Source organism: Chryseobacterium sp. JUb7, assembly GCF_024806495.1.
Lineage (GTDB): Bacteria > Bacteroidota > Bacteroidia > Flavobacteriales > Weeksellaceae > Chryseobacterium.
Map to the genome: position 1 here is coordinate 484180 of NZ_JANUFF010000001.1, position 24132 is coordinate 508311.

Here is a 24132-nt window from a genome sequence, read left to right on the forward strand (position 1 = left end):
TTAGAATTTCGGTTTTATTGATTGAACTAGACTATCCATTTTGATTGGTTTTGGCTTCACGGCAGTTCCTGGTTTTAAGCCTCCGATACCTGCTGCAATAATAGTTTCACCTTTATTTACTCCGGATTTTACTAAAGCCATATTGTCGATTCTGTCAATCACGTTGATCACAACGTTTTTAGCAGTATCTTTTTCTACTTTATATACGTAAACAATTCCCTGTTGTTCATAAGTTGCACTTTCAGGAACCACCAATACGTTATCGTAAGATTTTGGAAGTCTGATCGATCCGCTGTTTCCGTTGCTCAATAATTTCTGAGGATTTGAGAACCCTACTCTGAACTGAATAGTCCCTGTTGTAGCATCAATTTGTCCTGTAATCGCTTCAATTTTTCCTTTTTCAGCATAAATACTTCCATTGGCCAGCTGTAATTCAACCATTGGAAGATTTTTAATTTTTTCAGGTAATGAAGCACCCGGAGATTTTTCAAGGAAATCAAAATATTCTTTTTCATTCATTGAAAAATAGGCATATAACTGAGAGGTATCCGAAATTGTCGTTAAAGCCGTCTGATCAGTTGGTCCTACCAAACTCCCCACTTTTAATGGAAGTTTTCCGATCACCCCTGAAATAGGAGCACGAATAACCGAATAATCAATATTTGCCTCTACTCCTTTATAATTGGCAACTGCCTGTCTTTTAGCGGCAACTGCCTGTTGTAGCTGAGCCTGAGCCTGGGCTAAATTTGCCTGAGCCGTCTGTAGCTGAACATTACTGATAATATTTTTCTGAACCAGTGGTTTTAGTTTGTTAACTTCCACATTGGCAGCATTTACTGCGGCCTGAGCAGCAGCAACGGTAGATTCAGCAGCGCCAATTCCTGCTTTGGAAGCGGCAGCATTTTCAGTTAAAATATTGGTTTCAAGACGGAATAAAGGCTGTCCTTTTGTGACGTACTGACCTTCATCCACCAAAACCTGCGTAATATATCCCTGTATTTTTGCGCGTACATCATTATTTACCCTACCCTGAATGGTAGCCGGAAACACCTGATAACCCACTATATTTTTTGACTCCACATTGACAACAGGATATGGTTTTGCGCCATCCTGTTTAGGAGCTTCTTTTTTGCAGGCTGTCAGTGAAAGCGCTGCAATAGAAAGTATAACTAGCTTATTATTCATTTTATAGTTTATTAAGAGATTCTTGAATATTTATTATGTTTTTGTTTAACAGAGCTTTATACGCTTCAATCCTTTCGTTGTACCCATCATCCTGAACTTTTTTAAAATTGTTTAAATCATCTAGTAGTTTTAACTCGTCTTGCATTTTTTGAACTATTTTTTCAAATCTTATCTTCTTATATTCATCATTGATGAAAAAATAACGTTTTCGCTCATCCATTTTGTTGTGGTCTACAATCAGTTCGGCATTTAAGAGCAGTGAAATACTCGTAGAAACGGAACTTTTGCTGGCAGAAAGAACTTCAACAAATTCATCAAAAGTAATCCCCATTTTTTCGTAGTCGAAAAGCAAATAGGCGTAAATCTTTGAAGCTAAAGGAGGTATGTTGAAAATGGTGCCGTAGAACTTTACGGCATCCTGAAATATTTTTTCATCAATTTCTATACTCTTATGCATTGTATACAAAATTTGAACAAATGTAATTATTAGTTCAGAACTAAACGAACAAACCTGATAGAGTTTATAAATATCAGGTCTTTTAAAAATTCAATGGAAATGGATTTAACTTTTTGATCAAATTATAATCTTCTCATAGGCCTTCCTCATGCCGCCTGCCAGAAAAACTTCTCCGCAATAAGAATATCCTTTGCTCTCAAGAATCTTCAACATGGCGATATTATCAAAATTAGTATCCACTTTTACACTCTGAATTCCCTGCTCTCTGGTAAAATCTTCGATATGATCGAATAATTTTTTCACCATCCCCTGTCCTGCAAACTTTCCGTCTACAGCCACTCTGTGCACTACAACGAATTCTCCATCACTTAACCAAGCTCCTTCAATAGTACTGTAAGCCGGTTCGTCATTAAGGATCAAAGCAGTATACACCGCAATCTCTCCATCCACTGTCATTACATATCCGAAACCTTTTGCAATATCGCTTTCTACGGTGCCAAGATTCGGGTAGCCCTGCTGCCATTGGGTGCTTCCATCCTGTCTTCTTCTTTCAATGGCCTGCTGAATAATACCCCAGATAATATCTCTGTCTTCAATTTCTGCCTTTCTTAGTTTAATTTCTGAATTCATTGCTGTGAAAAATTTTAATTAAGAGATTTAAAAATTAAAAAATATGTTGAGTTTTAAAATTTGCATGAAGTCAACTTTGACAATCTGTAAACCGACCTCTATAAATGAATATATTTTGTTTTAATGCTTCAACGGGCTCAGCATGACATCTGTAATACTAATCATTTCTAGCATTGCAATGTTAAAGCTCTCAAAATATTTATTCTAATTATTAATTTCTTAATCGTTTAATATTGAATAGTTTATTGTTTTAAATATTTTAACCAAAAAACCGAAAACTAATTAAAATTAATTTTCGGTTCGAAGTAGTAAAATTTAAAATTATGAAATTGTTTTTTTATTGATTTTCACTTTGTTGAAGATAGCCGTCAATAATTTCGAATGCTTTCTTCTCATCTTCCAAATCTACCATCAATTTCAACGAGGTCGCTGTAGGCGTTGTTGTAAAAGTGAGGTAACTGTTTTCCACAGCATTTACAATCTGCGCATCGTCCAGTTTAGATTTGATTAATTGTATTTCTGAAGGTTTATCACTTTCAAAAACAGATACTCTTGTACTTCTTTCCATATTCTTTCACGTTTGAGTATCTAAATATATGAAGTTTTTTTGAAAATTACAAATATTGAGTTTTAAATTTTATTAATATTATGCTCAATTTTCTCTAAAGCAAGCTGGATTTCTTCCTTAGATACATTAAGATGTGGTCTGAAACGAAGAGATTGATCTCCGCATGCCAGAATAATCATTCCGTCATTCCAAAGCTCATCTCGCAATTGATTTCTTTGTTCCTGAGTTGGTAAATCTATCGCACACATCAATCCTCTTCCTCTTGCATTTGAAAGTTTTTCAGGATATTTTTGCTCTAATATTTTCAGACCTTCCAATAAGTAATCACCTACAACTCTTGCATTTTCGACAAGATTATCTTTTTCAATGATCTCCATGACCAATTGGAAACGAAGCATATCGATAAAGTTACCTCCGAAAGTAGAATTGATTCTTGAGCTTTCTCTGAATACGTTATCCGAAATCTCATCAAACTTTTCTTTATTAGCCAAAACCCCGCAAACCTGCGCTTTTTTACCAAAAGAAATGATATCCGGTTTTGCTGTAAAATGTTCAAAAGCCCACATTTTACCAGTGATTCCGATACCTGTCTGCACTTCATCAAAAATTAAAAGAATTTCGTGCTGATCACAAATTTTTCTCAATCCTGTTAAAAACTCATCTCTGAAATGATTGTCTCCTCCTTCAGCCTGAATAGGCTCTATGATGATACAGGCTACTTTATCAGGATTCATCAGGATCGCTTCCTCAATATTTAATAAAGCCAATCTTTCGTTCTTGATTGTTTCTTCCAGGTTTTCTTCTGTAATAGGGAAGGTTAATTTTGGATTCAAAATCCTTGGCCAGTCAAACATAGGAAAATACTGATATTTTCTAGGATCTGAAGTATTGGTCAAGCTTAAAGCATATCCGCTTCTTCCATGAAATGCCTGTCTGAAGTGGATACAAATTCCGGCTTCCATATCAAGGCCTTTCTCGAAATTCTTGCGTGTTTTCCAGTCAAAACATGCTTTCATAGCATTTTCAACACCTAAAGTTCCGCCTTCAATAAAGAAAGCATACTGCAATTCTTCAGGAATTACCACTCTTTCAAAAACTTCTAAAAAGTGTGCATATTCTTCAGAATAAACATCCGCCAGAGTCGGCTTATTAACAGCCATTTTCCCCAGCCATGCTGATTTTTCTACAATATAAGGGTGATTATAACCTACAGATGCCGAAGCAAACATCGAAAACATATCTAAATATTCTCTGTTGGTCAGTTTGTCATAAAGCCATGATCCGTGAGATTTTTCAATATCCATTACGAAATCGAAACCGTCTGCCAAAACGTGTCTGCCGATTGTTTCTTTAACTTTATTTGCTTGTATATCAATTGTTGTGTGTTCCATATTTTTTAAAATTTAGTGAAAGGAATTGAAAGATTCAGATGATAATGATTGGTGATTTCGGATATCTGAATCTTTCAACTTTTAGTTTTTTGAACTTAAATCAAAACTTTTATAAGTCAAATTTAATCCCCTGTGCTAAAGGAAGTTGAGCAGTGTAATTTATAGTGTTAGTTTGACGTCTCATATAGTACTTCCAAACGTCCGATCCTGATTCTCTTCCACCTCCGGTTTCTTTTTCGCCACCGAAAGCTCCACCAATTTCTGCACCGGAAGTCCCGATGTTCACGTTGGCAATTCCACAGTCTGAACCTGCTTGAGAAAGGAATAATTCTGCTTCTCTTAAGTTCTGTGTCATGATCGCTGATGACAATCCCTGAGGAACATCATTCTGGATGGCAATCGCTTCTTCTAACGTTTTATATTTGATTAAATATAAAATTGGAGCAAAAGTTTCATGCTGAACAATTTCATAAGAGTTTTTAACTTCTGCAATGGCAGGTTTTACATAGCAACCGGATTCATATCCTTTTCCTTTTAATACTTCACCTTCAACGATAAATTTACCGCCTTCTTTTTTACATTTTTTGATTGCTTCTTCATATTGATTCACAGCCAGAGTATCAATAAGTGGTCCTACATGATTGGTTTCATCTAATGGATTTCCGATTTTCAGCTGGCCATATGCCTTTACCAATCTGTTTTTAACTTCATTGTAAACACTTTCATGAATAATCAGTCTTCTTGTTGATGTACATCTCTGTCCTGCCGTTCCTACTGCTCCAAAAACAGCTCCGATGATCGACATATCGATATCTGCATCTTTAGAAATAATAATTGCGTTGTTTCCGCCTAATTCAAGGATCGATTTTCCGAATCTTTCGGCTACTTTAGAAGAAACCATTCTTCCAACTCTTGTAGAACCGGTGAAAGAAACCAGAGAAACTCTCTTGTCATCCACTAATTTCTGTCCGATTTCATGATCCGCTACCAACACACTTGAAATACCTTCAGGAAGGTTATTTTCCTTTAATACTTCATTCATGATATTCTGGCAGGCAAGAGCGCAAAGTGGTGTTTTTTCTGAAGGCTTCCAGATCGTAACGTTTCCGCAAATCCATGCTAGAGCCGTATTCCAAGACCAAACCGCCACCGGAAAATTGAATGCAGTGATAATTCCCACTACTCCAAGAGGATGGTACTGCTCATACATTCTGTGACCCGGTCTTTCCGAATGCATCGTGTATCCGTGAAGCTGTCTTGAAACTCCCACTGCAAAGTCGCAGATATCGATCATTTCCTGAACCTCTCCAAGACCTTCCTGCAAAGATTTACCCATCTCATAAGAAACCAATTTTCCAAGATCATCCTTATATTGTCTTAATTTCTGACCTAGCTGCCTTACGATTTCTCCTCTTTTAGGAGCCGGAATCATTCTGAATTCCTGAAATGCTTTCTGAGCCGTTTCGATAACTTTGTTGTAGTCACTTTCTCCAGAAGCCTTTATTTTAGCAATCAAATTACCGTCAACCGGTGAAAAACTTTCTATTGTTTTTCCTGATGCAAAATATTTTCCGCCTACTGAAGTTCCTTTATTTTCATCTTTAATTCCTAGATTTTTGAGCGTTTTTTCGATTCCAAAATCTTTTACTTTTTTAGACATAAAAATTTTACTTTTCGTTTCCTCTAAAGATAAAAATATTATACGAACCGCAAAATTTTAATTTTTTTAACAGGTTTTTATTTGGACTAATTATAAACATGCTTATCTTTGCAGGGTAATCATTTGAATTTCAGGAATGGAAAATAATAAGGCGATCAATGAACCTGCAGAAGAAAAGAAAAATTCTAAATGGAAAAGCTTAGTTAAGAAATTTGGGATAGGCGGAATCATATTCTTTACCGTAAAAGGTATTATTACTTCAACACTTATTTATTTCTTAGGGAAAAATTTCTGGACGGTTATCAGCAATTACTTTACAACGATATTTGAATAAATAATTGATCTATTGAATATAAAAAGCAGTGAAAATTTTCACTGCTTTTCTTTTATTTATATGTATAGTTGTAATTTTTTATGCGGACTATTTTTTCGACAGAGTAAAGGTTCTGAAACTATAGATTTTTCAACTTCGCTCAGACTGTTTTTTATTGCTATTTGTAATATTTTCAGTTAGTTTTATCAGAAAATGGAGACTTAAAAAAAATAGTTTGATCTAAAGTTACTCTTTTTTCTTTCTTCCTGACTCGATTAATTTCTGATGAAGTAAATACTCAATCTGTCCATTGACACTCCGGAATTCATCATTGGCCCATTTTTCCAGTAGCTTATATGTAGACTCGTCAATCCTTATGACGAAGGATTTTTTACCTTTGCTTTCAGGAGTGTTTTGAGTTTTTTCTGATTTCATTTTTATTGCTTTTCTGATTTCTTGCTTGATCTTTTTTACTTTTAACGCAAAATGCCTCCACACTTTGCAAAAATTTTCAATTATTAATTATACAAAGTTCCGGCATTTAGAATTGGCTGCGCTGCTTTTTCACCACAAAGAACTACCATCAGATTGCTTACCATTGCTGCTTTTCTTTCATCATCCAGCTCTACAATATTTTCTTCTGAAAGCTTTTTTAACGCTAAATCCACCATTCCTACTGCTCCTTCAACAATTTTTGTTCTTGCCGCTACAATTGCTGTTGCCTGCTGCCTTTGAAGCATAGCGCCTGCGATTTCCGAGGCATACGCTAAATGCGAGATTCTTGCTTCCTGAATCACAATTCCTGCTTTTGAAAGTCGGTCAGTCAGTTCCTGTTCAAGAATAGCATTGATTTTATCACCACCTTCCCTTAATGTAATGGGTGCATGATCGTCTTCCAGATTGTCATAGGGAAAGCTCATCGCCAGATGACGTACAGCAGCTTCACTTTGCATTTTCACAAAATCTGAATATCTTTCTACATCGAAGGCTGCTTTATAGGTATCTCCTACTTTCCAGACAATCACAACTGCAATCTCGATTGGATTTCCCATTTTATCGTTTACTTTCAAAGTTTGTCCCTGTAAATTTTCAGAACGCAAACTGATTCTCTGAGATGAGTAAAGGGGATTAATAAAGAACAAGCCGTTGTCTTTCACTGTTCCCACATACTTTCCAAAGAAATTCAGTACTCTTGAATGGTTAGGCTGAATAATCATTAATCCTTTTAGAAAAAAGCAGGACAGAATAAAGCATAGTATTGCCAATACAACATAAACAATACTATTATCAACTCCTGTTACAAAAAGATAAACAGAGGTTACAAAAAGTATTAAACAGAAGACTAATGTTAAGTATCCTGAAATAGGTTTTAAGATTTTTTCCATAATGTGATATTTTAAAATGATATTATTTTGATATCATAAAGATATACATAAGTTTTGAATTATGACTTATTGGTTTACTTTTTTTTGAGATGTTTCGACTTCGCTCAGCATCTATATTGGCAACGCCTCAATTTCATAAGTCTTTGAAAATTGTACAAAAAAATCCCTGAAAAATTAATTTCAGGGATTTGAATTATTAAGATTTTAAAATTTATTTCTTATTTAAAGTTTTAAATTTAAAATAAGAAACTAATGATAAAAGAGTCATTGTTGCTAAGCCTATGTAAACCCAAGCCGGCACCGGAACAGGATCACCCGCTGCATATGAGTGAAGTCCGCTTAAGTAATAATTTACTCCAAAGTACGTCATTACCATTGAGCAGAATGCAAACATCGTCGCCACGTGGAATGCCCATTTGCTTCTTAAACCAGGTACCAATCTCATATGCAGTACAAAAGCATATACCATGATCGAAATGAAAGCCCAGGTTTCTTTAGGATCCCAGCTCCAGTATCTACCCCAAGATTCATTGGCCCAGATTCCTCCTAAGAAGTTTCCGACTGTTAATGCAAACAAACCAATGGTAAGAGACATTTCAGAAACGATAACCAATTCTTTCAACGTTGTATCGTGGTGAATTTTGTAAGTGTCTTTATTTGAAATAATATAGAATACCAAACTAATTACCGCAATGATCATTGACAGGGCAAAGAAACCGTAACTTGAGGTAATAATCGCTACGTGAACGATCAGCCAGTAAGATTTCAGTACAGGAACCAATGGTGTGATCTGCGGATCAAGAGCTGAACCTCCGTGAGCAAATCCCATCATAATAACTGCCACCATAAATCCTGCTGCAGGAATCAGCGCGTTTGAGTTTCTATATAAAATCAGACCCGCTGTAATACCAACCCACGAAATAAAGATAATCGCTTCATACCCGTTACTCCAAGGCGCGTGACCCGAAATATACCATCTTGCAACCAGCCCAAGGAAATGGAAAGCATATCCAACAATTCCAAGAGCGATAATTATTTTAATGGTTTTATTTAAAATTTTATTAGGCTTGAATAATTCCACAAATCCTAAAATCAGTAGCAATCCTCCAACCAGAGTATAGAAAATTAATAATTTGAAGTTGATATTCACTTTATTCATGAAAACCTCAAGATCAACTTTAGATTTTGCAGGAACTACCGCTTTCCCCCACTTCTGCTGATATTCTGAAAGCTTCACCAATTCTGCATCAGCCTTGCTCCAGTCACCGGATTTTTGCGCTGCCAAAGCTTCCGCAAAATAAGGACCCATTACCTGCTGAGACTCCATATCCGGTTCGAATTTCTGATCCAGCCAAGAATGCCATGTGTGATTTGCATCATTTTTCACTGGAACGATTCTCATAAACTGACCGCTGAAAAACTCATTGAAGATCTGAACTCTTTCGTTTACAGAAATTACCTCTTTATCATAGTTTGTCTGTTCAGATGGTTTCTTACGGAAAGCCGTATTGTAATCATGCTCTAAAATATAGGTAAGATTTCCATTAGCATCAGCCGGGAAAAGATTCATTAATGAAGTATAGCCTTCATCATCAGCCTTAGTTTTCTTCTTAAGCTCGTCACCACCTTTTGTTCCGACTTTAATCATTGGAACCATGGTCCAGCTTGGCGTATCTGTATTAATTGAAAGAAACCACTGGTTGGCCGTCAGAGACTTTCCATCCGTTCCTTTGAATTCGTCTTTTTTGTATAATTTTCTTAAAACATCTAATGCTTCGGTATTGATAGGAACAATTCTTCCCTCAAAATTCTGAACCAAAAGATATCCGAATTTATCTGCATGCTCCTTGCTGATTTTATTTCTTGCAATAATTTCATCCGGAGAAATGCTTCTCATTTTGGTTAACGGAGCTGCCAGCGAGTTCTGTTGAGGACCTTGTTGAGCCTGCGCAGATTCAGGTGCCGGAGCATGATTATGAGTTTCACCTTCTACATGAATGTGTTCTCTGCTTCCGTCAGTTGTCCCGTGAGTTTCAATTTTCTGAGCATTTAATCCTAAACTTAAGAATAGTAAAAGTACCGCAGCACCTCTTTTTTTATTAACATCTGTCAGCATTTTGTTTAATTTCCAGAAATGCGTTCCCTTCCAGAAGAAGATCACAAACATTCCGAAGAACAAAAATGCATATCCGATATAAGAGATTAAAGTTCCCCAGAAATCATGATTTACAGACAAAACAGTTCCCATTCTGTCCGGATCAAAACTAGACTGGAAAAAACGGTACCCACCATGATTCAATACATTGTTCATATAAATTTTATAAGGAGTCTGTTTCCCCTGATCAATAATTTTAACATGACTTTCATAAGCACTCGGAGATGAACTTCCGGGATACGTCTCCATTACGAAGTCGTCTAATTTTAGAGCGAAAGGTGTTGTATAAATTTTAGGACCAAAGCCCACCATAATATTTAAACCATCCATCGTCACTTGCTTGTATGCATTAGGATTTCCTTTTTCAACGGAAAGATCAACAAGCTGCTTTGATTTGGGACCCTGAAGCTCTACAGTCAGTACATCCGGGACCATCTGATCTTTTTTTCTGTCGCCTTCAAAAGCCATCAGTCTTCCTTTTTTCAATCCTTCAGGAATAACAAGCTTCAGTTCGTTGATTGTATATAAACTTCTCAGTGCCAAAGGCTGGAATTCATCTTTCAGTGTATTTCCTGTAGCCTGAGTTGCCATGGTCATATAAGTAGCATCAACAGGAGTTTTGATGAATAACTTTCCGCCTTCGTTTTTAAATTCAACAGCACCGTCAATGGCTCTGTTGAAAGTAACCAAAGTTCCGTTGATAGATTTTGTTTCACCCGGTTTAATATAAATATTCTGTCTTCCTGTATTTCCTGTTGAAACCAAATGAAGATATTCAGCACCACTAGGATCAGCAATTAAGCTGTCTTTTTTTCTCTGAACATAGTCTTTAGCCGTTACTTTCACTTCTTTACCGCGGAAGTCGTAAGTAGCCTCAAGATCTTTATGCAAAGGAGACATCAGATAAGGAATATCCTGATAATTTAAGACATCGCCTTTTTCTTCAATCTGAATTTTAAGAAAATTTTTGTCGGTTACAATTTCATTTGAGGTTTCTCCCTCTCTGATATGCATTGTTCCTTCAAAACTGATGTATCTTGTGATAGCACCACCTATGAAAATAAGCACAAATGCAAGGTGAAAAATTAAAACCGGCCATTTTTCTCTTTTCCAGAGTCTGTATCTTCCGATATTTCCAATGAAGTTGAGAATGAGCAAAAACATGATTAATTCAAACCATTTTGCTTCATAAATTAATGCCTTCGCTGTGGGAGTTCCGTAGTCGTTTTCTAAGAACGTTGCATAGGCCATGGCAAATGCATACACCAGTAACAGCACAGCCATTGTTCTGGTTGAGATAAGAATATCTTGGAGCTTCTTCATGATTTATTTACTTGACATGCAAAAATAAGCATGATTAACTATAAAGAGGATAAAAAAAGCTGTTTTTTATCACTTTACAGCCCGCAAACGTTATTTTGAAGCGTTCTTAATAACTAAAATATAACTGAAGAAAATTTAAATTTTAACATTCGTAAAATATGGATTCAAAAAAGCTATATCACTGATTGAATGTATCTATCTGCCAAGACTTGTTTTCTTTCTGATCTTGCTCAGAAATTCGTGAGAGATACCGAGATATGAGGCGATCTGCTGTTGGGTAAGCTTTTGTTCTAAAGTCGGATATTTTTCCAAAAATTCCAGATACCTTTTGTCAGCCGTTTTGTTCATTAAGGATAGAATTCTTCTCTGCAAAGCAACCGTAGACTGCTGATTCATTATCCTGAAAAGCTTTTCAATCTGTGGCATCTTTTCGTAAAGAAATTCCTTATCTTTTTTTGAGATCACCAACACTTCGCTGTCTTCGAGTGCTTCAATATTCAAAGTGCTCGGAACATTGTTGATCAGGCTGTCGAGATCGGTAATCCACCAGCTTTCAACGGCAAAATACAACGTCTGCTCCACCCCTTCTTCATTTAAAAAATAAACTTTGAAACATCCGTTCAAAACAAAAGCTTCAAAATGACAATAACTGCCTTCACTCAGAACCGTTTCTTTTTTCTTAAACTTTTGAAGCCGGAAAAGTCTGGAAAAGTTTTTAAATTCCGGATCCGAAAGTTGAATATATCGACTGATATTTTTATACAGTAAATCGTACATCATGGATGTTTAAAGCAAAATAAAGATACCAATAATTATTGATACCTTTATTTTTATTCATCTGAATAATATTATTTAACTTTTAAAAAATCTGCTGCTGTTACAACCTGTGTGTACAGACTTCCCAATGCTGAAATTCCTGCCAGAAACGATCGCTGAACTTCCTCAGCTTTTACTACTTTCCCATATAATTCACGGTCTCTGGTTGCGGTTGCATCACCTATAATAGTATTATTAAAACCTAAATCAAAAGCCGCTCTGGTTGTCGACTCTACACAGACATCGGTCATCATTCCTGTAATCACAAGATTTTCAACCCCATTTGCTTTTAAATATTCTAAAAGTTCTGTCTCTCTGAAACTGTTCGGATAATGCTTTACAATTATCTTTTCACCTTTTTCCGGAGCAACTAAAGAGTTAATTTCCGCCCCTTTTGTATCCGGCAAAAAGAAAGTCGCGTCTTCATTGGTTGCAATGTGCATGATATGAATCACCGGAAGATTATTTTTTCTAAAAAAACCTAAAACCTGCTGAGTCTTTTTACCGGCCTCTTCTGCTCCCACTAGGGTCATGCTGCCTCCTTTAAAATAATCATTCTGTACATCAATGATTAATAATGCTGTTTTTTCCATGTTCTTTTTCTTTTGTGCGTTAACTGTTACTATTGAAATTAAGATCAGGCATAATGTCAGAATACCTTTAAATAAATTTTTCATACGTTAAATTTTCTTGGAACAAAATTAGGAATGCCAAAACTCCTGACATTTGAACTAGTTCAAAAAATGAATATTTTAATCTTCATGAATGAATTTCACTTAGAGCCTGTTTAAAATTCTTTCTAATATTTTTATTATATTGATTTTCAATACATATTAATTCTAGTCTTCGACGGGCTCAGACTGACAAACCTAATACTAAATGTATGATTTAACAGTGTCAGATTGAGCTTAGCCTGTAGTAAGCTTGTCGAACTATCGAAATCTTAGATATTTTTTGAACCAAATTTAAACATGCTCTTAGATTCAACCTGTATCAGAACAACAAGCGGAACATTCTTTGCTGAATACAATTTCGATAAGAACGAAAATATTAATTTAACCTTTATACTAAAATGAATCGCAAAGTCTACAGCCGCTGTATTCAGAGTCACTGTCAAAATTTTAATTACATACATTTAGGTTTAAAACAAAAAAATACATCATATTTTTAATTGAAAATTGTTTTATTTTAAATATTTTTAATCATTCAAAATCCAAACGAAGAAAAATCATTACCCCTGATCAGTAAGGAAAAAATAAAGTTCTTTTAAGCAAAAAAAGCATTCATTTAATGTTTAAAAAACATTAAATTTGCCACATTGACATTATGAATAAAAACACACAAAACAAACAACCGGAATCGCCTGATAAAGGCAAATTTTTATCTAAGCCGCGTGTATTTTTCGGGCTTACTTTTATACTTTTTTCTATCGTTCTTACTTTCTCATTTGTCTCTTATCTGATGAATTGGAAAGCCGATCAGAGTCAGGCAGGAACGATGATGGATAAAAGCATAAAATCTTCAAATCTTTTTGGAAAATTGGGTGACTGGCTGGGAAATATTTTCATTTTCGAAAGTATCGGAGTCGCATCATTTATTATAGCATTTTTATTTCTTGTTTTCGGAACTGTGATTCTGAAAAAAAGAACATTTAAACCATGGATGACTGTGGGACACTCCCTGTTTTTTATCTGCTGGCTTCCTATTTTCTTTGGGGCAGCATTTACAAAAGGACAAGGTGGTGTTTTGAGCGGAGTATACGGGTATCAGATTATGGATTCTCTTAATTCTATTATCGGAACAGTGGGTCTTTGGCTTGTGCTGGCATCAAGTATTATTTTATATTTTATTCTTGAATTTAATTTAAGACCAAGCTCCGTAAAAGCAAAACTGGATCAGATTAACGAAAATACGATCGGAAAGGTAAAATCAATGATGCCGAATTCCGATGAAAATTTCGAAGCTGATGAAGAACTGGAAGTAGAGGCTGAAGCAGCACAGGAAAACACGCCAAAAGTTACGGTAACAGAAATTGAAACTCCTAAAAAAGTTCAGGAGCCGGAGCCGGTAAGTGTTCCGAAAGGATTTCCTGAAGTTCCTGTTTCTACCAATTTAGACACAATCGTCACCCCCAACCACACTTCATTTGAGGAAGATCCCAAAAATGATTTTTCAAATTCAGTCAATTTAAATCTAAATACAAAACCAAGTATTCCGACTTCCACTCCGGAGCAGGCTTTTGACATTAAGCCAACCCCTGCACCCGTTGCTTCAGTTTCTACTGCTGCGAAGGAAGAAATAAAATTTAATGTAGAAGTAGCTCCCGTTATTGATGTTCTGGATGAACCTGACAGAAAATCTCAGGACCTGATCAATCAACATGGTCTTTACGACCACAAACTGGATCTTGCTAAGTTCCAGATGCCGCCTGTTGAGCTTTTAAAAGATTATGGAAACGAAGAAATTTCTATCAATAAAGAAGAATTAGAGGAAAATAAAAATAAAATCGTCGGGTTACTGAAAAACTTTAATGTAGGTATTTCTGAAATTAAAGCAACGATCGGACCGACAGTTACCTTATACGAAATTGTTCCTGAAGCAGGAATCAGAGTTTCAGCGATCAAAAAACTACAGGACGATATTGCACTTAACCTTTCCGCATTAGGAATCAGAATTATTGCTCCGATGCCTGGAAAAGGAACCATCGGAATTGAGGTTCCGAGAAAAAACCCTACCATGGTTTCAATGCGTTCGGTGATTGCTTCTCAGAAATTTCAGAATACAGATATGGATCTTCCGGTTGTTTTTGGAAAGACCATTTCAAACGAAATTTTCATGGCCGACTTATCAAAAATGCCTCACTTACTGATGGCCGGTGCTACAGGTCAGGGTAAATCAGTGGGTATTAATGCCATTCTTACCTCATTGCTTTACAAAAAACATCCAAGTGAACTGAAATTTGTAATGGTAGACCCTAAAAAAGTGGAGCTTTCTTTATATTCTAAAATCGAAAGACATTATTTAGCAAAGCTTCCTGATACCGATGATGCCATTATAACAGATACAAATAAAGTAATCAATACCTTAAATTCTCTTTGTGTAGAGATGGATACAAGATATGATTTGCTGAAAAATGCTTTCTGTAAAAATTTAAAAGAATACAATAAAAAATTCTCAGAAAGAAAACTGAATCCTGAAAATGGACACCGTTATTTGCCATACATTGTTTTGGTGGTTGATGAGTTTGCAGATTTGATTATGACAGCCGGAAAAGAAGTTGAATTACCGATTGCGAGATTAGCACAGCTTGCCAGAGCAGTAGGTATTCACTTAATTGTAGCCACACAAAGACCATCTGTTAACGTAATTACAGGTATGATTAAAGCCAACTTCCCGGCAAGAGCAGCCTTCAGAGTAATTTCAAGTGTGGATTCAAGAACGATCCTGGATTCTCCGGGAGCGGATCAGCTGATTGGTAAAGGAGACATGCTTTATTTCAACGGAAATGAAATATTAAGACTTCAGTGTGCTTTTGTAGATACACCGGAAGTAGAAAGACTGGCAGAATTTATCGGAGAACAAAAAGGATACCCTTCAGCATTTATTCTTCCCGAATATGTTTCTGAAGAAGCGACAAGTTCAGTCGGAAGTTTTGACCCCAATGAAAAAGATGCATTATTTGAGGAGGCAGCAAGAATTATCGTTTCCACTCAGCAAGGCTCTACATCTATGCTTCAGAGACAGTTGAAGTTAGGATACAACAGAGCCGGAAGAATTATGGATCAGCTTGAGGCAAGTGGTATCGTAGGAGGATTTAACGGAGCTAAAGCAAGAGAGGTTATCATCAGTGACCTTCATTCTTTGGAACAGTTTTTGGAAGATTTGCGCAGATAAATTAAAATCTCAGGTTTTAACTTTTAAAACTGAAGTAAGTCTAAAATTATTAAATAAGAAAAATGAAAAATATTATATCAAAAGTTATATTAAGCGGATTTGTTGTAGGAGCTGCAGGATTTGCCAACGCACAGAAGATTGATGCAAAAGCTAAAAAGATTCTGGATGATATCACAGCAAATTATAAGTCCAAAAAGAATTCTTATTTCAAATTTTCATTTGGAAGCGGAGTAAACGGTCAGGTTACCAAAACAGAACCCGGAATTTATTATACAGCCGGAGATAAATACAAGCTGAAGATTATGGATACCGAACAGATCTTTGACGGCAACAAAATCTATAATATCAGCGTAGATGATATGGAAGTGACGACCGCAAAACCCAACGGCAACTCTACCATGTTCTCCCCTATCAATTACCTTACCACCTACAGAAATGATTATAATGTAACGTATGGCGGAAAAAAATCCGTGAATGGTGTAAATGCAGACTTTATCAAACTTACGCCTGTTAAATCCAACGGAATTAAATATGTTTATCTTTTTGTAGATTCTGCAAAAAAACAAATGGTAAAAATTGAGCAGCACGGAAACAACAAAGATGTAGCTGTAATTGCAATCAAAGACTATAAGGAAAATCAGGATCTTGACCCTAATATGTTTGTTTTTGATAAAAATAAATATAAAAATTACGTCATTACAGACCTTTAAATCTGAAGAAAGTCATAAGCTTACTGATCAATTATTCTTTTTGCTTATGCTTAATTATAAAAATTTCATAAAATATAAGAGCTGCAAAGAAAACTTTGTGGCTTTTTGATTAATTTTGGCGAATGTTAAAAATACTAGACCGATATATCATAAAGACCTTCTTTGGACCGTTTTTCTTTATATTCAGTGTATTGTTTTTCATCTTTATTGTAAACATTATCTGGGTTCAGTTGGGACAATTTATGGGAAAGGGATTAAGCTACTGGCAAATCCTAAAACTGCTTTTTTATCTTGGAGTAAGCGTTATCAGTATGGTACTGCCGCTTACCATCCTTCTGGCCAGCATTATGTCTTTCGGTGAATTTGGAGAACGGTATGAGCTCGCTGCCATGAAAGCAGCCGGAATTTCTCTAACGCGTGTCATGCTTCCTCTTTTGGGCGTAACCACCGTGCTTTCCATTATGCTCTATTTTTTCTCCAACAATATCATTCCGGATTTTCAGCGAAAGGCCAAAAACATGCTTTTTAATATTGCACAAACCAAGCCTGCACTGAACTTCACTCCCGGGCAGTTTATTGATCAGATACCCGGTTATATGGTGAAATTTGATAAAATTTATGGAAATGACGGAGAAAATATTGAAGGGGTTTTTGTTCACAGAAAGGCCAGTACTTTTGAAAATCAACAATCAATCGTAGCAGAAAAAGGAAAATTTGTCCCTGCTGCCAATAAAAACTTCCTAAAGCTTGTTTTATATAACGGATATGTTTTTGAAGATAATATTGCAGGTAAGCCCGACAATGTAAGAATAAAGCAACCTGACCAGGCCATTAAATTTGATACGCTGGTTTCTCACTTTGACGTCAGCGAAATTATCAATAAAGCAATTGAAGAGGAGCAGATCACGGATGATTATCGTTTTCAGACTTTTAATAAATTGGAAGAGACGATTAATAAAAATAAAAAAGATAATGCCCGTTTCTTTGAAACCGTAGGAAGTGATGTTCTGAACCAGGCCAATCCTGTCATCAGCTATATGGATAAAAACAAAGCGAAAGCCGCTCCAAAACCTCAAATCAAACTGGACACATTAAAAAAGGATAAAAAACTTGAGATGATTTACAATGCCTACAACAGGCTGGAGAATCTGAAAACAACCGTAGAATCTAAAAATGGAGAGATCACTCCGAATGTAAAATATTTCAGTAAAGTGGTGATCTACCAGCAAAGGATCCTTACCTATTCTTTCACCTGTATTATTTTCTTCCTTATCGGGGCAAGTTTAGGGTCTATCATCAGAAAAGGAGGAATGGGACTTCCGGTAATCATTGCGATTGTGATTTTCATCATTTTCTATGTCATAAACGTTGGAGTCGAAAACGTCGCATGGTCGGGGAAAATGAACCCTTATCTGGCGGCATGGATTCCTAATATGGTGCTCTTCCCTTTTGGAGTTTGGATGACTTATAAAGCGCTTACCGATTCACAGTTATTTGATGCTGAGAAATACAAGACTTTCTTTAAGCCAATTACTAAACTATTTGTTAAAAATAAAGAACATAAGAGATATCAATAACATCTCTTCTAATGATAAAAAAGATCCGCATTTTGCCGGATCTTTTTTGTTTAACATCATTGAATGTCTTTTTTTTGATTTAAGAGTCTGTTTAAATTCCGTTAAAACATCTTCATTATTTTGATTTTCAACAACTATTAGTTATAACCTTCGAAAAGCTTAGGCTGACAAATTTAATACTAACTTTATGATTCGACGGTGTCAGATTGAGCTTGCCTGTAGAGATTTTATCGAACTATCAAAATCTTATACAATTTTTTGAACTACATTTAAACAGGCTCTAAATATTTTTTATAATATTGCGACAACCAAATCGCTTATAAATATGAAAATTTCACCTTTTATTTTATGCTTAACATTACTTATTTGCTGCAAAAAAGAATCAGAGAAAAGTATTGAGAGAAAAGACAGCTTAATTACCAGAAAAGATTCAGTACCTACAGAAACCCTTCCGGAAAACATTGATGAAATAAAAAAGGAGTTTGCTGTTTTAAATGATAAATTATTATCCCAAAAGCTTGATTCAACAAGCTTCAGTTACAACTGCGAAGAAACTGAAGGAGAAGTTCATTTATATTACGAAAATCAAAAACTAAAAATGGTAAAACACTTTTTTGCTGACAGTCATTTTTCATCGCTCACAAAATATTACGTAAAAAATGATCATGTATTTTTCATTTTCAAAGATGATACTTTATGGCAGTTTGATGGAGGAACTCCGGAAAAACCAATAACAAAAGACAGCATTACCCAACAGCGCATATACCTTCAACATGAGAATCCTATACAATGTCTTGAGAAAAGCTACACCATTCGGTCAGTCGGCAAAAATACAGACCCTGGGAAAGTGCCTAACAAAGAAGTAAAATGTGATGTAAAAGAATTGATGACTATTTATCAGTCGATTCTGAAAAATAAAGATAAAAAAGACATTCCCTGTCTTTAAAAGTAAAAGCGGTCTCAAAAAATTGAAACCGCTTTTTTATTTTCAAAACTGAAAATTATACTTTCATAATTTCAGCCTCTTTTACTTTAAGATGATCATCACAAGCTTTTACATATTTATCTGTTAAAACCTGGATATCTGCTTCTATTCCTTTAATAAGGTCTTCAGAAACTCCGTCAAGCTTTTTAAGTTCTTTCAAACCGCTTTGTCTTGCGTTTCTTACAACGATTTTCGTATCTTCAGTTTCTCCTTTAGCCTGCTTTGCCAGGTCTCTTCTTCTTTCCTCTGTTAAAGGCGGAACATTAAGAATAATGTTAATTCCGTTATTAGAAGGTGCAAAACCTAAATTTGAATTAACGATCGCTTTTTCGATATCATTAATTGCTTTTGAGTCCCAAGGTTGAATAGAAATCGTCATTGCATCCGGTACAGAAACATTCGCAACCTGGTTGATCGGAGTTAATGCTCCGTAATATTCCACCATAACATCCTGAACCATGTTTGTGGACGCACGCCCAGCTCTGATTCTCTGAAATGCATGCTCCAAGTGCTTAATAGCTCCTTCCATATCGTGTTGTACTGACTCTACTATAAGATCTAATTCTTCCATTATATAATTAAAATTTGAATAGTTACACATTTTAAATAATTAGTAATAAAGTAATGGGTAATAAGTAATTGATGAATCTCCGAATCTTATTACCTAATCCCTGAAATATTACAAATCAACTAAAGTACCAACATTTTCTCCGTCTACAATTTTCACTAAATTTCCGTCTTTGTTCATATCAAAAACAATGATAGGTAATTTATTTTCGTGACTTAAAGTAAATGCCGTCATATCCATTACTTTAAGGTTCTTTTCGAAAACTTCGTCGAAAGATAATGAATTGTATTTTACTGCATTTTCGTTTTTCTCAGGATCGCTGTCGTAGATTCCGTCTACTCTTGTTCCTTTTAAAATAACATCAGCTCCAATTTCGATAGCTCTTAATGTAGCTGCCGTATCTGTTGTAAAATAAGGGTTTCCCGTTCCTGCCCCGAAGATTACGACTCTTCCCTTCTCAAGGTGTCTTACGGCTCTTCTTTTGATGAAAGGTTCCGCAACTTTGTCCATTTCAATAGCAGACTGAAGTCTTGTTTTGATTCCTGCATCTTCCAAAGCACCCTGCAAAGCCATTCCGTTGATCACTGTTGCAAGCATTCCCATGTAGTCACCCTGCACTCTGTCCATTCCTTTTGCAGCACCAGCTACTCCACGGAAAATATTTCCTCCTCCAATTACAATGGCAACTTCGCAACCTTTTTCCACCACTTTTTTGATCTCTACAGCATACTCTTGCAGTCTGTCGTTATCAATACCGTATTGTCTGTTCCCCATTAAGGCCTCACCACTAAGTTTTAGAAGGATTCTTTTATATTTCATCTTTAATTTTTAATAACTTTTTTAGTTGTGCAAATATAATCATTAATAATATTGATTTTAAATTATAGATTATAATTTTTGAATCTTATGTAATATCCCACCTACAGGGACTTTTCCGATCAAATACAATAAGTTATTTACTCCCTCTATTCCAATCAGGGAAGAATATTCTGCCTGATTTTATTTTAAAGCTTTGTCGGTTTTCACAAAGCACAAACGTTCTGCTGATTTTTTAAATTGAATTACAAGACCATTTATAATTCTATTTTTAAAAGATTTCAATGGTTTTTAAATCTAATTGATGTAAAATACTTAATCCTGAAATCTATCAAAAACGGAATTCCTCCGTTTTACGAAAAACCAATACAAATCCTGTTGAAATCAAATTAAAACCACTATTTTCACAAAACTTAAATATTTACGTATAAATAATGTGATAAATATTTTGAAAAGTACGAAAAAGGATTATTTTTGCATTAATAATAAACTGAATTGAAGAAAATTGTCATTTTTTCATTATTTCTGTCAGGAATTGTTTCTTATGCACAAACAGGAACAAATGTTTACCCATTTTTAAATATTCCTGTATCTGCAAGACAGGCTGCTTTAGGCGGCGATGCAATTTCCATAAGAGATTATGATGTTTCCTTTGCTATTGCAAACCCGGCTTTGTTGAATAAAGATTCTGATAAACAGCTTTCTGTAAATGCCACGGCTTATCTTGCCGACTCAAAATACGGAACGATTGCTTATGCCAAAGATTTTGATAATGGCCATATGGCTACTATTAATGCCCGGTACATGAGCTATGGAGATATCCCGAGAACCGATGAAAGCGGTTTTGAAAACGGAACTTTTAAAGCTTCCGACGTTTCTATCGGTGCCGGATATGCTTATCAGTTTGAAGAAGACTGGACCATTGGAGGAGGGTTAAATTTTATCACTTCAAAAATTGACAACTATACTTCATCTGCCGTTTCCGGAACAGCCGGTATTACGTATCACAACAAAAAAAGAAAAGAAGTTCTTTCTTTGGTGGCAAGAAATTTCGGATATCAGTTTAAATCTTTTAACGGAACGAGAGAAAATCTTCCGTTCAGAGTAGACGTAGGATATACTAAAATTTTAAAAGTAATCCCGCTGGCGATTACCATTACTGCACACGATCTTCAGCAGTTTGATATCTCTTCCGAATATAATGTAAACGGTCAGGAAGTGAATGCAGGAAGAAAAATCGCAGATCACTTTTCCATCGGGGCAGAACTTTTCCCGGAAAAAGGCTTTAACATAAGGCTGGGTTATAATGCGAAACGGGGAAATGAGCTTGCTGTCGTTGACCAAAGAAACTTTTCGGGTCTGTCAGCCGGATTTGGGATTAAACTTTCAAGATTCCGTGTAGATTATGCACATATCAGATATCACAATGCTTCAAATGTTAATCAGATAGGTATTTCTGTAGATCTTAGCAGCCATGCCGGATATTAATTATATTAAAAATTTGTTTTAAAATTTCATCATTTAAACTATCTTAATGAATTAATTTTAAACAGATTCCATCATAACATACAAAGAAACCTTAAGAAAATCTCTTAAGGTTTCTTGATTTTTAAGAAAATTTCTTGAAATTTGCGGTATGAAAAAACCTGTAATTGCTATCGATGGGTACTCGTCTACCGGAAAAAGTTCAATCTCTAAAGTTATTGCTGAAAAACTGGGGCTTATTCATTTAGATACTGGTGCTCTTTATAGAGGTGTTACTTGGTTTGCCCTTCAAAATTGCCTTAATGATGAGGGTTCTATTAATCTAAAAGAATTATTTTCATCTTTTGACCAAATTGAGCTTGAATTCAGAAATAACAACGGAGAGCTTGTTCTTTTTCTTAACCACATTGATATTTCAAAAGCAATACGTTCCAATGAAGTTTCAGACAATGTAAGCCTGGTGGCCAAGCAGAAGGAAGTTCGTGACTTCTTGCTCCAGTCTCAACGCAGCCTGGCAGAAAAAGGCGGCATTATTATGGACGGACGTGACATAGGGACAGTTGTTCTGCCAAATGCGGACTTTAAATTCTTTCTTACTGCCAGCATTGATGAAAGAACAAAAAGAAGGTATATGGAACTTCTGGGACTGGGTATTGAGGCCAATGAACAGCAGGTAAAGGAAAATCTTATTGAACGTGATAAGATCGATAGCGAAAGGGAAATTGCCCCGTTGAAGCAAGCTGAAGACGCAATCGTTATTGATAATACAAACCTTACCAAAAAGGAAACTATTGAAAGTATTCTATCTCACATTCAAAAGATTTAACAATTTTTAATAGGCATACTGCCTCCTTTGGTATGTTAATTGTTGTTATGACAGCAAGGAAAAACTAATATTATTAACTATTAAAAAAAACGAAAAATGTCTAGAAAAGGAAACAATACAGCGGGTATATTAGCGGGACTTCTTGCAGGTGCTGCAGCAGGTGTGATCTTGGGAATGCTTTATGCTCCTGAAGAAGGTAAAGAAACAAGAAAGAAAATTAAAACTAAAGCAAACGACCTTAAAGATCAGGCAAAGAATAAATATGACGAAGTATCTGAAAAAGTTAAGGATCAGTACGGTAATATTTCTTCTACTTTCAAAGAAACAGCTAATAATGTAGCTCACACAATGAAAGACGGATACGATAAATATAAAGATCAAATCGTTTCTAAAACTACAGACGTAGTAAAGGATGTAGAAGCAGGATTGAATGATCTTAAAAAATAAATAATTTATTTTTTAAGTAAATTATGGGAAGGAACTTTGTGCACGAAAGTTCCTTTTTTTGTAACTTTAAATAAAAACAATGATTGAAACTATAAAAGAATATGCTTCTAAGAGAATAGATCTGTTGAAAATTGAAGCCACGGAAAAGTCTTCTATTTCAGCAGGAATGATTGCTTATTTTGTCATATTACTGGTTACCTTCACTTTTTTTCTTATCCTGTTCAACTTTGGAATCGCGTTCCTGATAGGAAGAGCGCTTGGCGATCACTCCTATGGATTCTTGGTTGTAGCTGCATTTTATTTTCTGATAATGATTTTTATTGTTATTTTTAAAAAGAAAATCGTAAATTATGTAGCTGATCAGGTTATTAAATTTTTAAATCATTAAGCTATGAGTAGAAAGTATGAAAGCTTAGAAGAGCTAAGAATAAAGAAAAAATTATTAAAAAGTGAAATTAATGATTTAGAAAATCTCCTTACCTTTAAAAACACAAAAGAAAGTTTAAGCGCTTTTACCAATGGTCTTACCGACCAGTATTTACAGGAAAAAGTAGACGAAAACGGGGAAGAAAAAGTTGTTCTCAGAAAAGATGTAATTGTAAAACAGCTTACTTCAGAAATGAAGGATGTATTTATCAATAAAAATGCAGCAAAAGAACTGGCCGGTTCAGCTTTAAAAAACTCAGGTGCCGTTGATGCTCTTATCAAATTAGGAGTTACAGCATTTGTAGGTAATTTTGCGAAGAAAAATATAAAAAGCTCCAACTGGAAGAAAAAACTTCTGGGTGCCGTCTTGATTTATCTTGCTCCTGTTGCCTTAAAATTTGTACGAAAAAAATTAGAAACTTATCAGAAAAATAAAAGCGTTTCGAGTTTGGAACAGCTTATATAAATTATAAGAAGTTAAAAACTAGAGGTTAGAAGTTAGTCTAAAACAATTG

The 24132-nt window shown here is 35.2% G+C and carries 23 protein-coding genes; 10 read left to right on the forward strand and 13 right to left on the reverse strand.

What is annotated here, in order from left to right:
* The 6 genes from M2373_RS02255 to M2373_RS02280 all read right to left on the reverse strand — a co-directional run bounded on the left by M2373_RS02255 (position 1) and on the right by M2373_RS02280 (position 5891).
* The gene (locus M2373_RS02255) at positions 1-1185 is read right to left on the reverse strand and encodes an efflux RND transporter periplasmic adaptor subunit (protein ID WP_259107004.1); all 1185 of its coding nucleotides are present in this window, start codon (positions 1183-1185) and stop codon (positions 1-3) included.
* Position 1186: 1 nt separating this feature from the next.
* Entirely contained in the window at positions 1187-1642 is a 456-nt protein-coding gene (locus M2373_RS02260) for a transcriptional regulator (RefSeq protein WP_259107005.1), read from the reverse strand.
* Between the two features lie 117 nt (positions 1643-1759).
* The gene (locus tag M2373_RS02265) at positions 1760-2272 is read right to left on the reverse strand and encodes a GNAT family N-acetyltransferase (protein ID WP_259107006.1); all 513 of its coding nucleotides are present in this window, start codon (positions 2270-2272) and stop codon (positions 1760-1762) included.
* Between the two features lie 337 nt (positions 2273-2609).
* Positions 2610-2840 (reverse strand): DUF2007 domain-containing protein, encoded by a 231-nt coding sequence (locus tag M2373_RS02270; RefSeq protein WP_259107007.1) that lies wholly within the window; start codon positions 2838-2840, stop codon positions 2610-2612.
* 62 nt (positions 2841-2902) lie between these two features.
* On the reverse strand, positions 2903-4231 hold the full coding sequence (lat, locus tag M2373_RS02275) for an L-lysine 6-transaminase (protein ID WP_259107009.1): 1329 nt from the start codon (positions 4229-4231) through the stop codon (positions 2903-2905).
* Between the two features lie 109 nt (positions 4232-4340).
* Positions 4341-5891 carry an aldehyde dehydrogenase family protein gene (locus M2373_RS02280; protein ID WP_259107014.1) on the reverse strand — a complete coding sequence of 517 codons (1551 nt, stop codon included), beginning with the start codon at positions 5889-5891 and terminating at the stop codon, positions 4341-4343.
* A 136-nt stretch (positions 5892-6027) separates the two neighbouring features.
* Between M2373_RS02280 and M2373_RS02285 the strand changes: the two genes are divergently transcribed.
* Complete coding sequence (locus M2373_RS02285) at positions 6028-6225, forward strand: hypothetical protein (protein WP_259107016.1); 198 nt, start codon at positions 6028-6030, stop codon at positions 6223-6225.
* Between the two features lie 225 nt (positions 6226-6450).
* On the opposite strand, the gene M2373_RS02290 is transcribed toward M2373_RS02285, so the two are convergent.
* From M2373_RS02290 to M2373_RS02310, 5 genes are all read right to left on the reverse strand, one after another.
* A complete protein-coding gene (locus M2373_RS02290; protein WP_259107019.1) occupies positions 6451-6639 on the reverse strand; it encodes an Arc family DNA binding domain-containing protein in 189 nt (62 codons plus the stop codon).
* A gap of 83 nt (positions 6640-6722) precedes the next feature.
* A complete protein-coding gene (locus M2373_RS02295) occupies positions 6723-7589 on the reverse strand; it encodes an SPFH domain-containing protein (RefSeq protein WP_259107021.1) in 867 nt (288 codons plus the stop codon).
* A gap of 211 nt (positions 7590-7800) precedes the next feature.
* Positions 7801-11067, reverse strand: coding sequence for a cytochrome c biogenesis protein CcsA (gene ccsA, locus M2373_RS02300; RefSeq protein WP_259107023.1), 3267 nt, complete (start codon positions 11065-11067; stop codon positions 7801-7803).
* Between the two features lie 195 nt (positions 11068-11262).
* Positions 11263-11847 (reverse strand): Crp/Fnr family transcriptional regulator, encoded by a 585-nt coding sequence (locus M2373_RS02305; protein WP_310467822.1) that lies wholly within the window; start codon positions 11845-11847, stop codon positions 11263-11265.
* Positions 11848-11915: 68 nt separating this feature from the next.
* Positions 11916-12560: a cysteine hydrolase family protein gene (locus M2373_RS02310; protein WP_259107025.1), complete on the reverse strand. Its 645-nt coding sequence runs from the start codon at positions 12558-12560 to the stop codon at positions 11916-11918.
* Between the two features lie 649 nt (positions 12561-13209).
* Between M2373_RS02310 and M2373_RS02315 the strand changes: the two genes are divergently transcribed.
* From M2373_RS02315 to M2373_RS02330, 4 genes are all read left to right on the forward strand, one after another.
* Positions 13210-15777, forward strand: coding sequence for a DNA translocase FtsK (locus M2373_RS02315; RefSeq protein WP_259107026.1), 2568 nt, complete (start codon positions 13210-13212; stop codon positions 15775-15777).
* Positions 15778-15839: 62 nt separating this feature from the next.
* The gene (locus M2373_RS02320; RefSeq protein ID WP_259107027.1) at positions 15840-16487 is read left to right on the forward strand and encodes an outer membrane lipoprotein carrier protein LolA; all 648 of its coding nucleotides are present in this window, start codon (positions 15840-15842) and stop codon (positions 16485-16487) included.
* A 122-nt stretch (positions 16488-16609) separates the two neighbouring features.
* Entirely contained in the window at positions 16610-18064 is a 1455-nt protein-coding gene (locus M2373_RS02325; RefSeq protein WP_259107029.1) for an LptF/LptG family permease, read from the forward strand.
* A gap of 325 nt (positions 18065-18389) precedes the next feature.
* Positions 18390-19010 (forward strand): hypothetical protein, encoded by a 621-nt coding sequence (locus M2373_RS02330; protein WP_259107030.1) that lies wholly within the window; start codon positions 18390-18392, stop codon positions 19008-19010.
* Between the two features lie 55 nt (positions 19011-19065).
* Here M2373_RS02330 and frr read toward each other — a convergent pair whose 3' ends face one another.
* Positions 19066-19620: a ribosome recycling factor gene (gene frr, locus M2373_RS02335; RefSeq protein WP_259107031.1), complete on the reverse strand. Its 555-nt coding sequence runs from the start codon at positions 19618-19620 to the stop codon at positions 19066-19068.
* A 108-nt stretch (positions 19621-19728) separates the two neighbouring features.
* Positions 19729-20436 (reverse strand): UMP kinase, encoded by a 708-nt coding sequence (gene pyrH, locus M2373_RS02340; protein ID WP_259107032.1) that lies wholly within the window; start codon positions 20434-20436, stop codon positions 19729-19731.
* A gap of 492 nt (positions 20437-20928) precedes the next feature.
* Between pyrH and porQ the strand changes: the two genes are divergently transcribed.
* The 5 genes from porQ to M2373_RS02365 all read left to right on the forward strand — a co-directional run bounded on the left by porQ (position 20929) and on the right by M2373_RS02365 (position 24083).
* On the forward strand, positions 20929-21921 hold the full coding sequence (gene porQ / locus M2373_RS02345; protein WP_259107033.1) for a type IX secretion system protein PorQ: 993 nt from the start codon (positions 20929-20931) through the stop codon (positions 21919-21921).
* Between the two features lie 148 nt (positions 21922-22069).
* Positions 22070-22744: a (d)CMP kinase gene (gene cmk, locus M2373_RS02350; protein WP_259107034.1), complete on the forward strand. Its 675-nt coding sequence runs from the start codon at positions 22070-22072 to the stop codon at positions 22742-22744.
* A gap of 96 nt (positions 22745-22840) precedes the next feature.
* Positions 22841-23191 carry a YtxH domain-containing protein gene (locus tag M2373_RS02355; protein ID WP_259107035.1) on the forward strand — a complete coding sequence of 117 codons (351 nt, stop codon included), beginning with the start codon at positions 22841-22843 and terminating at the stop codon, positions 23189-23191.
* A gap of 79 nt (positions 23192-23270) precedes the next feature.
* Positions 23271-23579 (forward strand): phage holin family protein, encoded by a 309-nt coding sequence (locus M2373_RS02360; RefSeq protein WP_259107037.1) that lies wholly within the window; start codon positions 23271-23273, stop codon positions 23577-23579.
* 3 nt (positions 23580-23582) lie between these two features.
* Entirely contained in the window at positions 23583-24083 is a 501-nt protein-coding gene (locus M2373_RS02365; RefSeq protein ID WP_259107039.1) for a phosphoribosyl-ATP pyrophosphatase, read from the forward strand.
* Positions 24084-24132 lie beyond the last annotated feature (49 nt).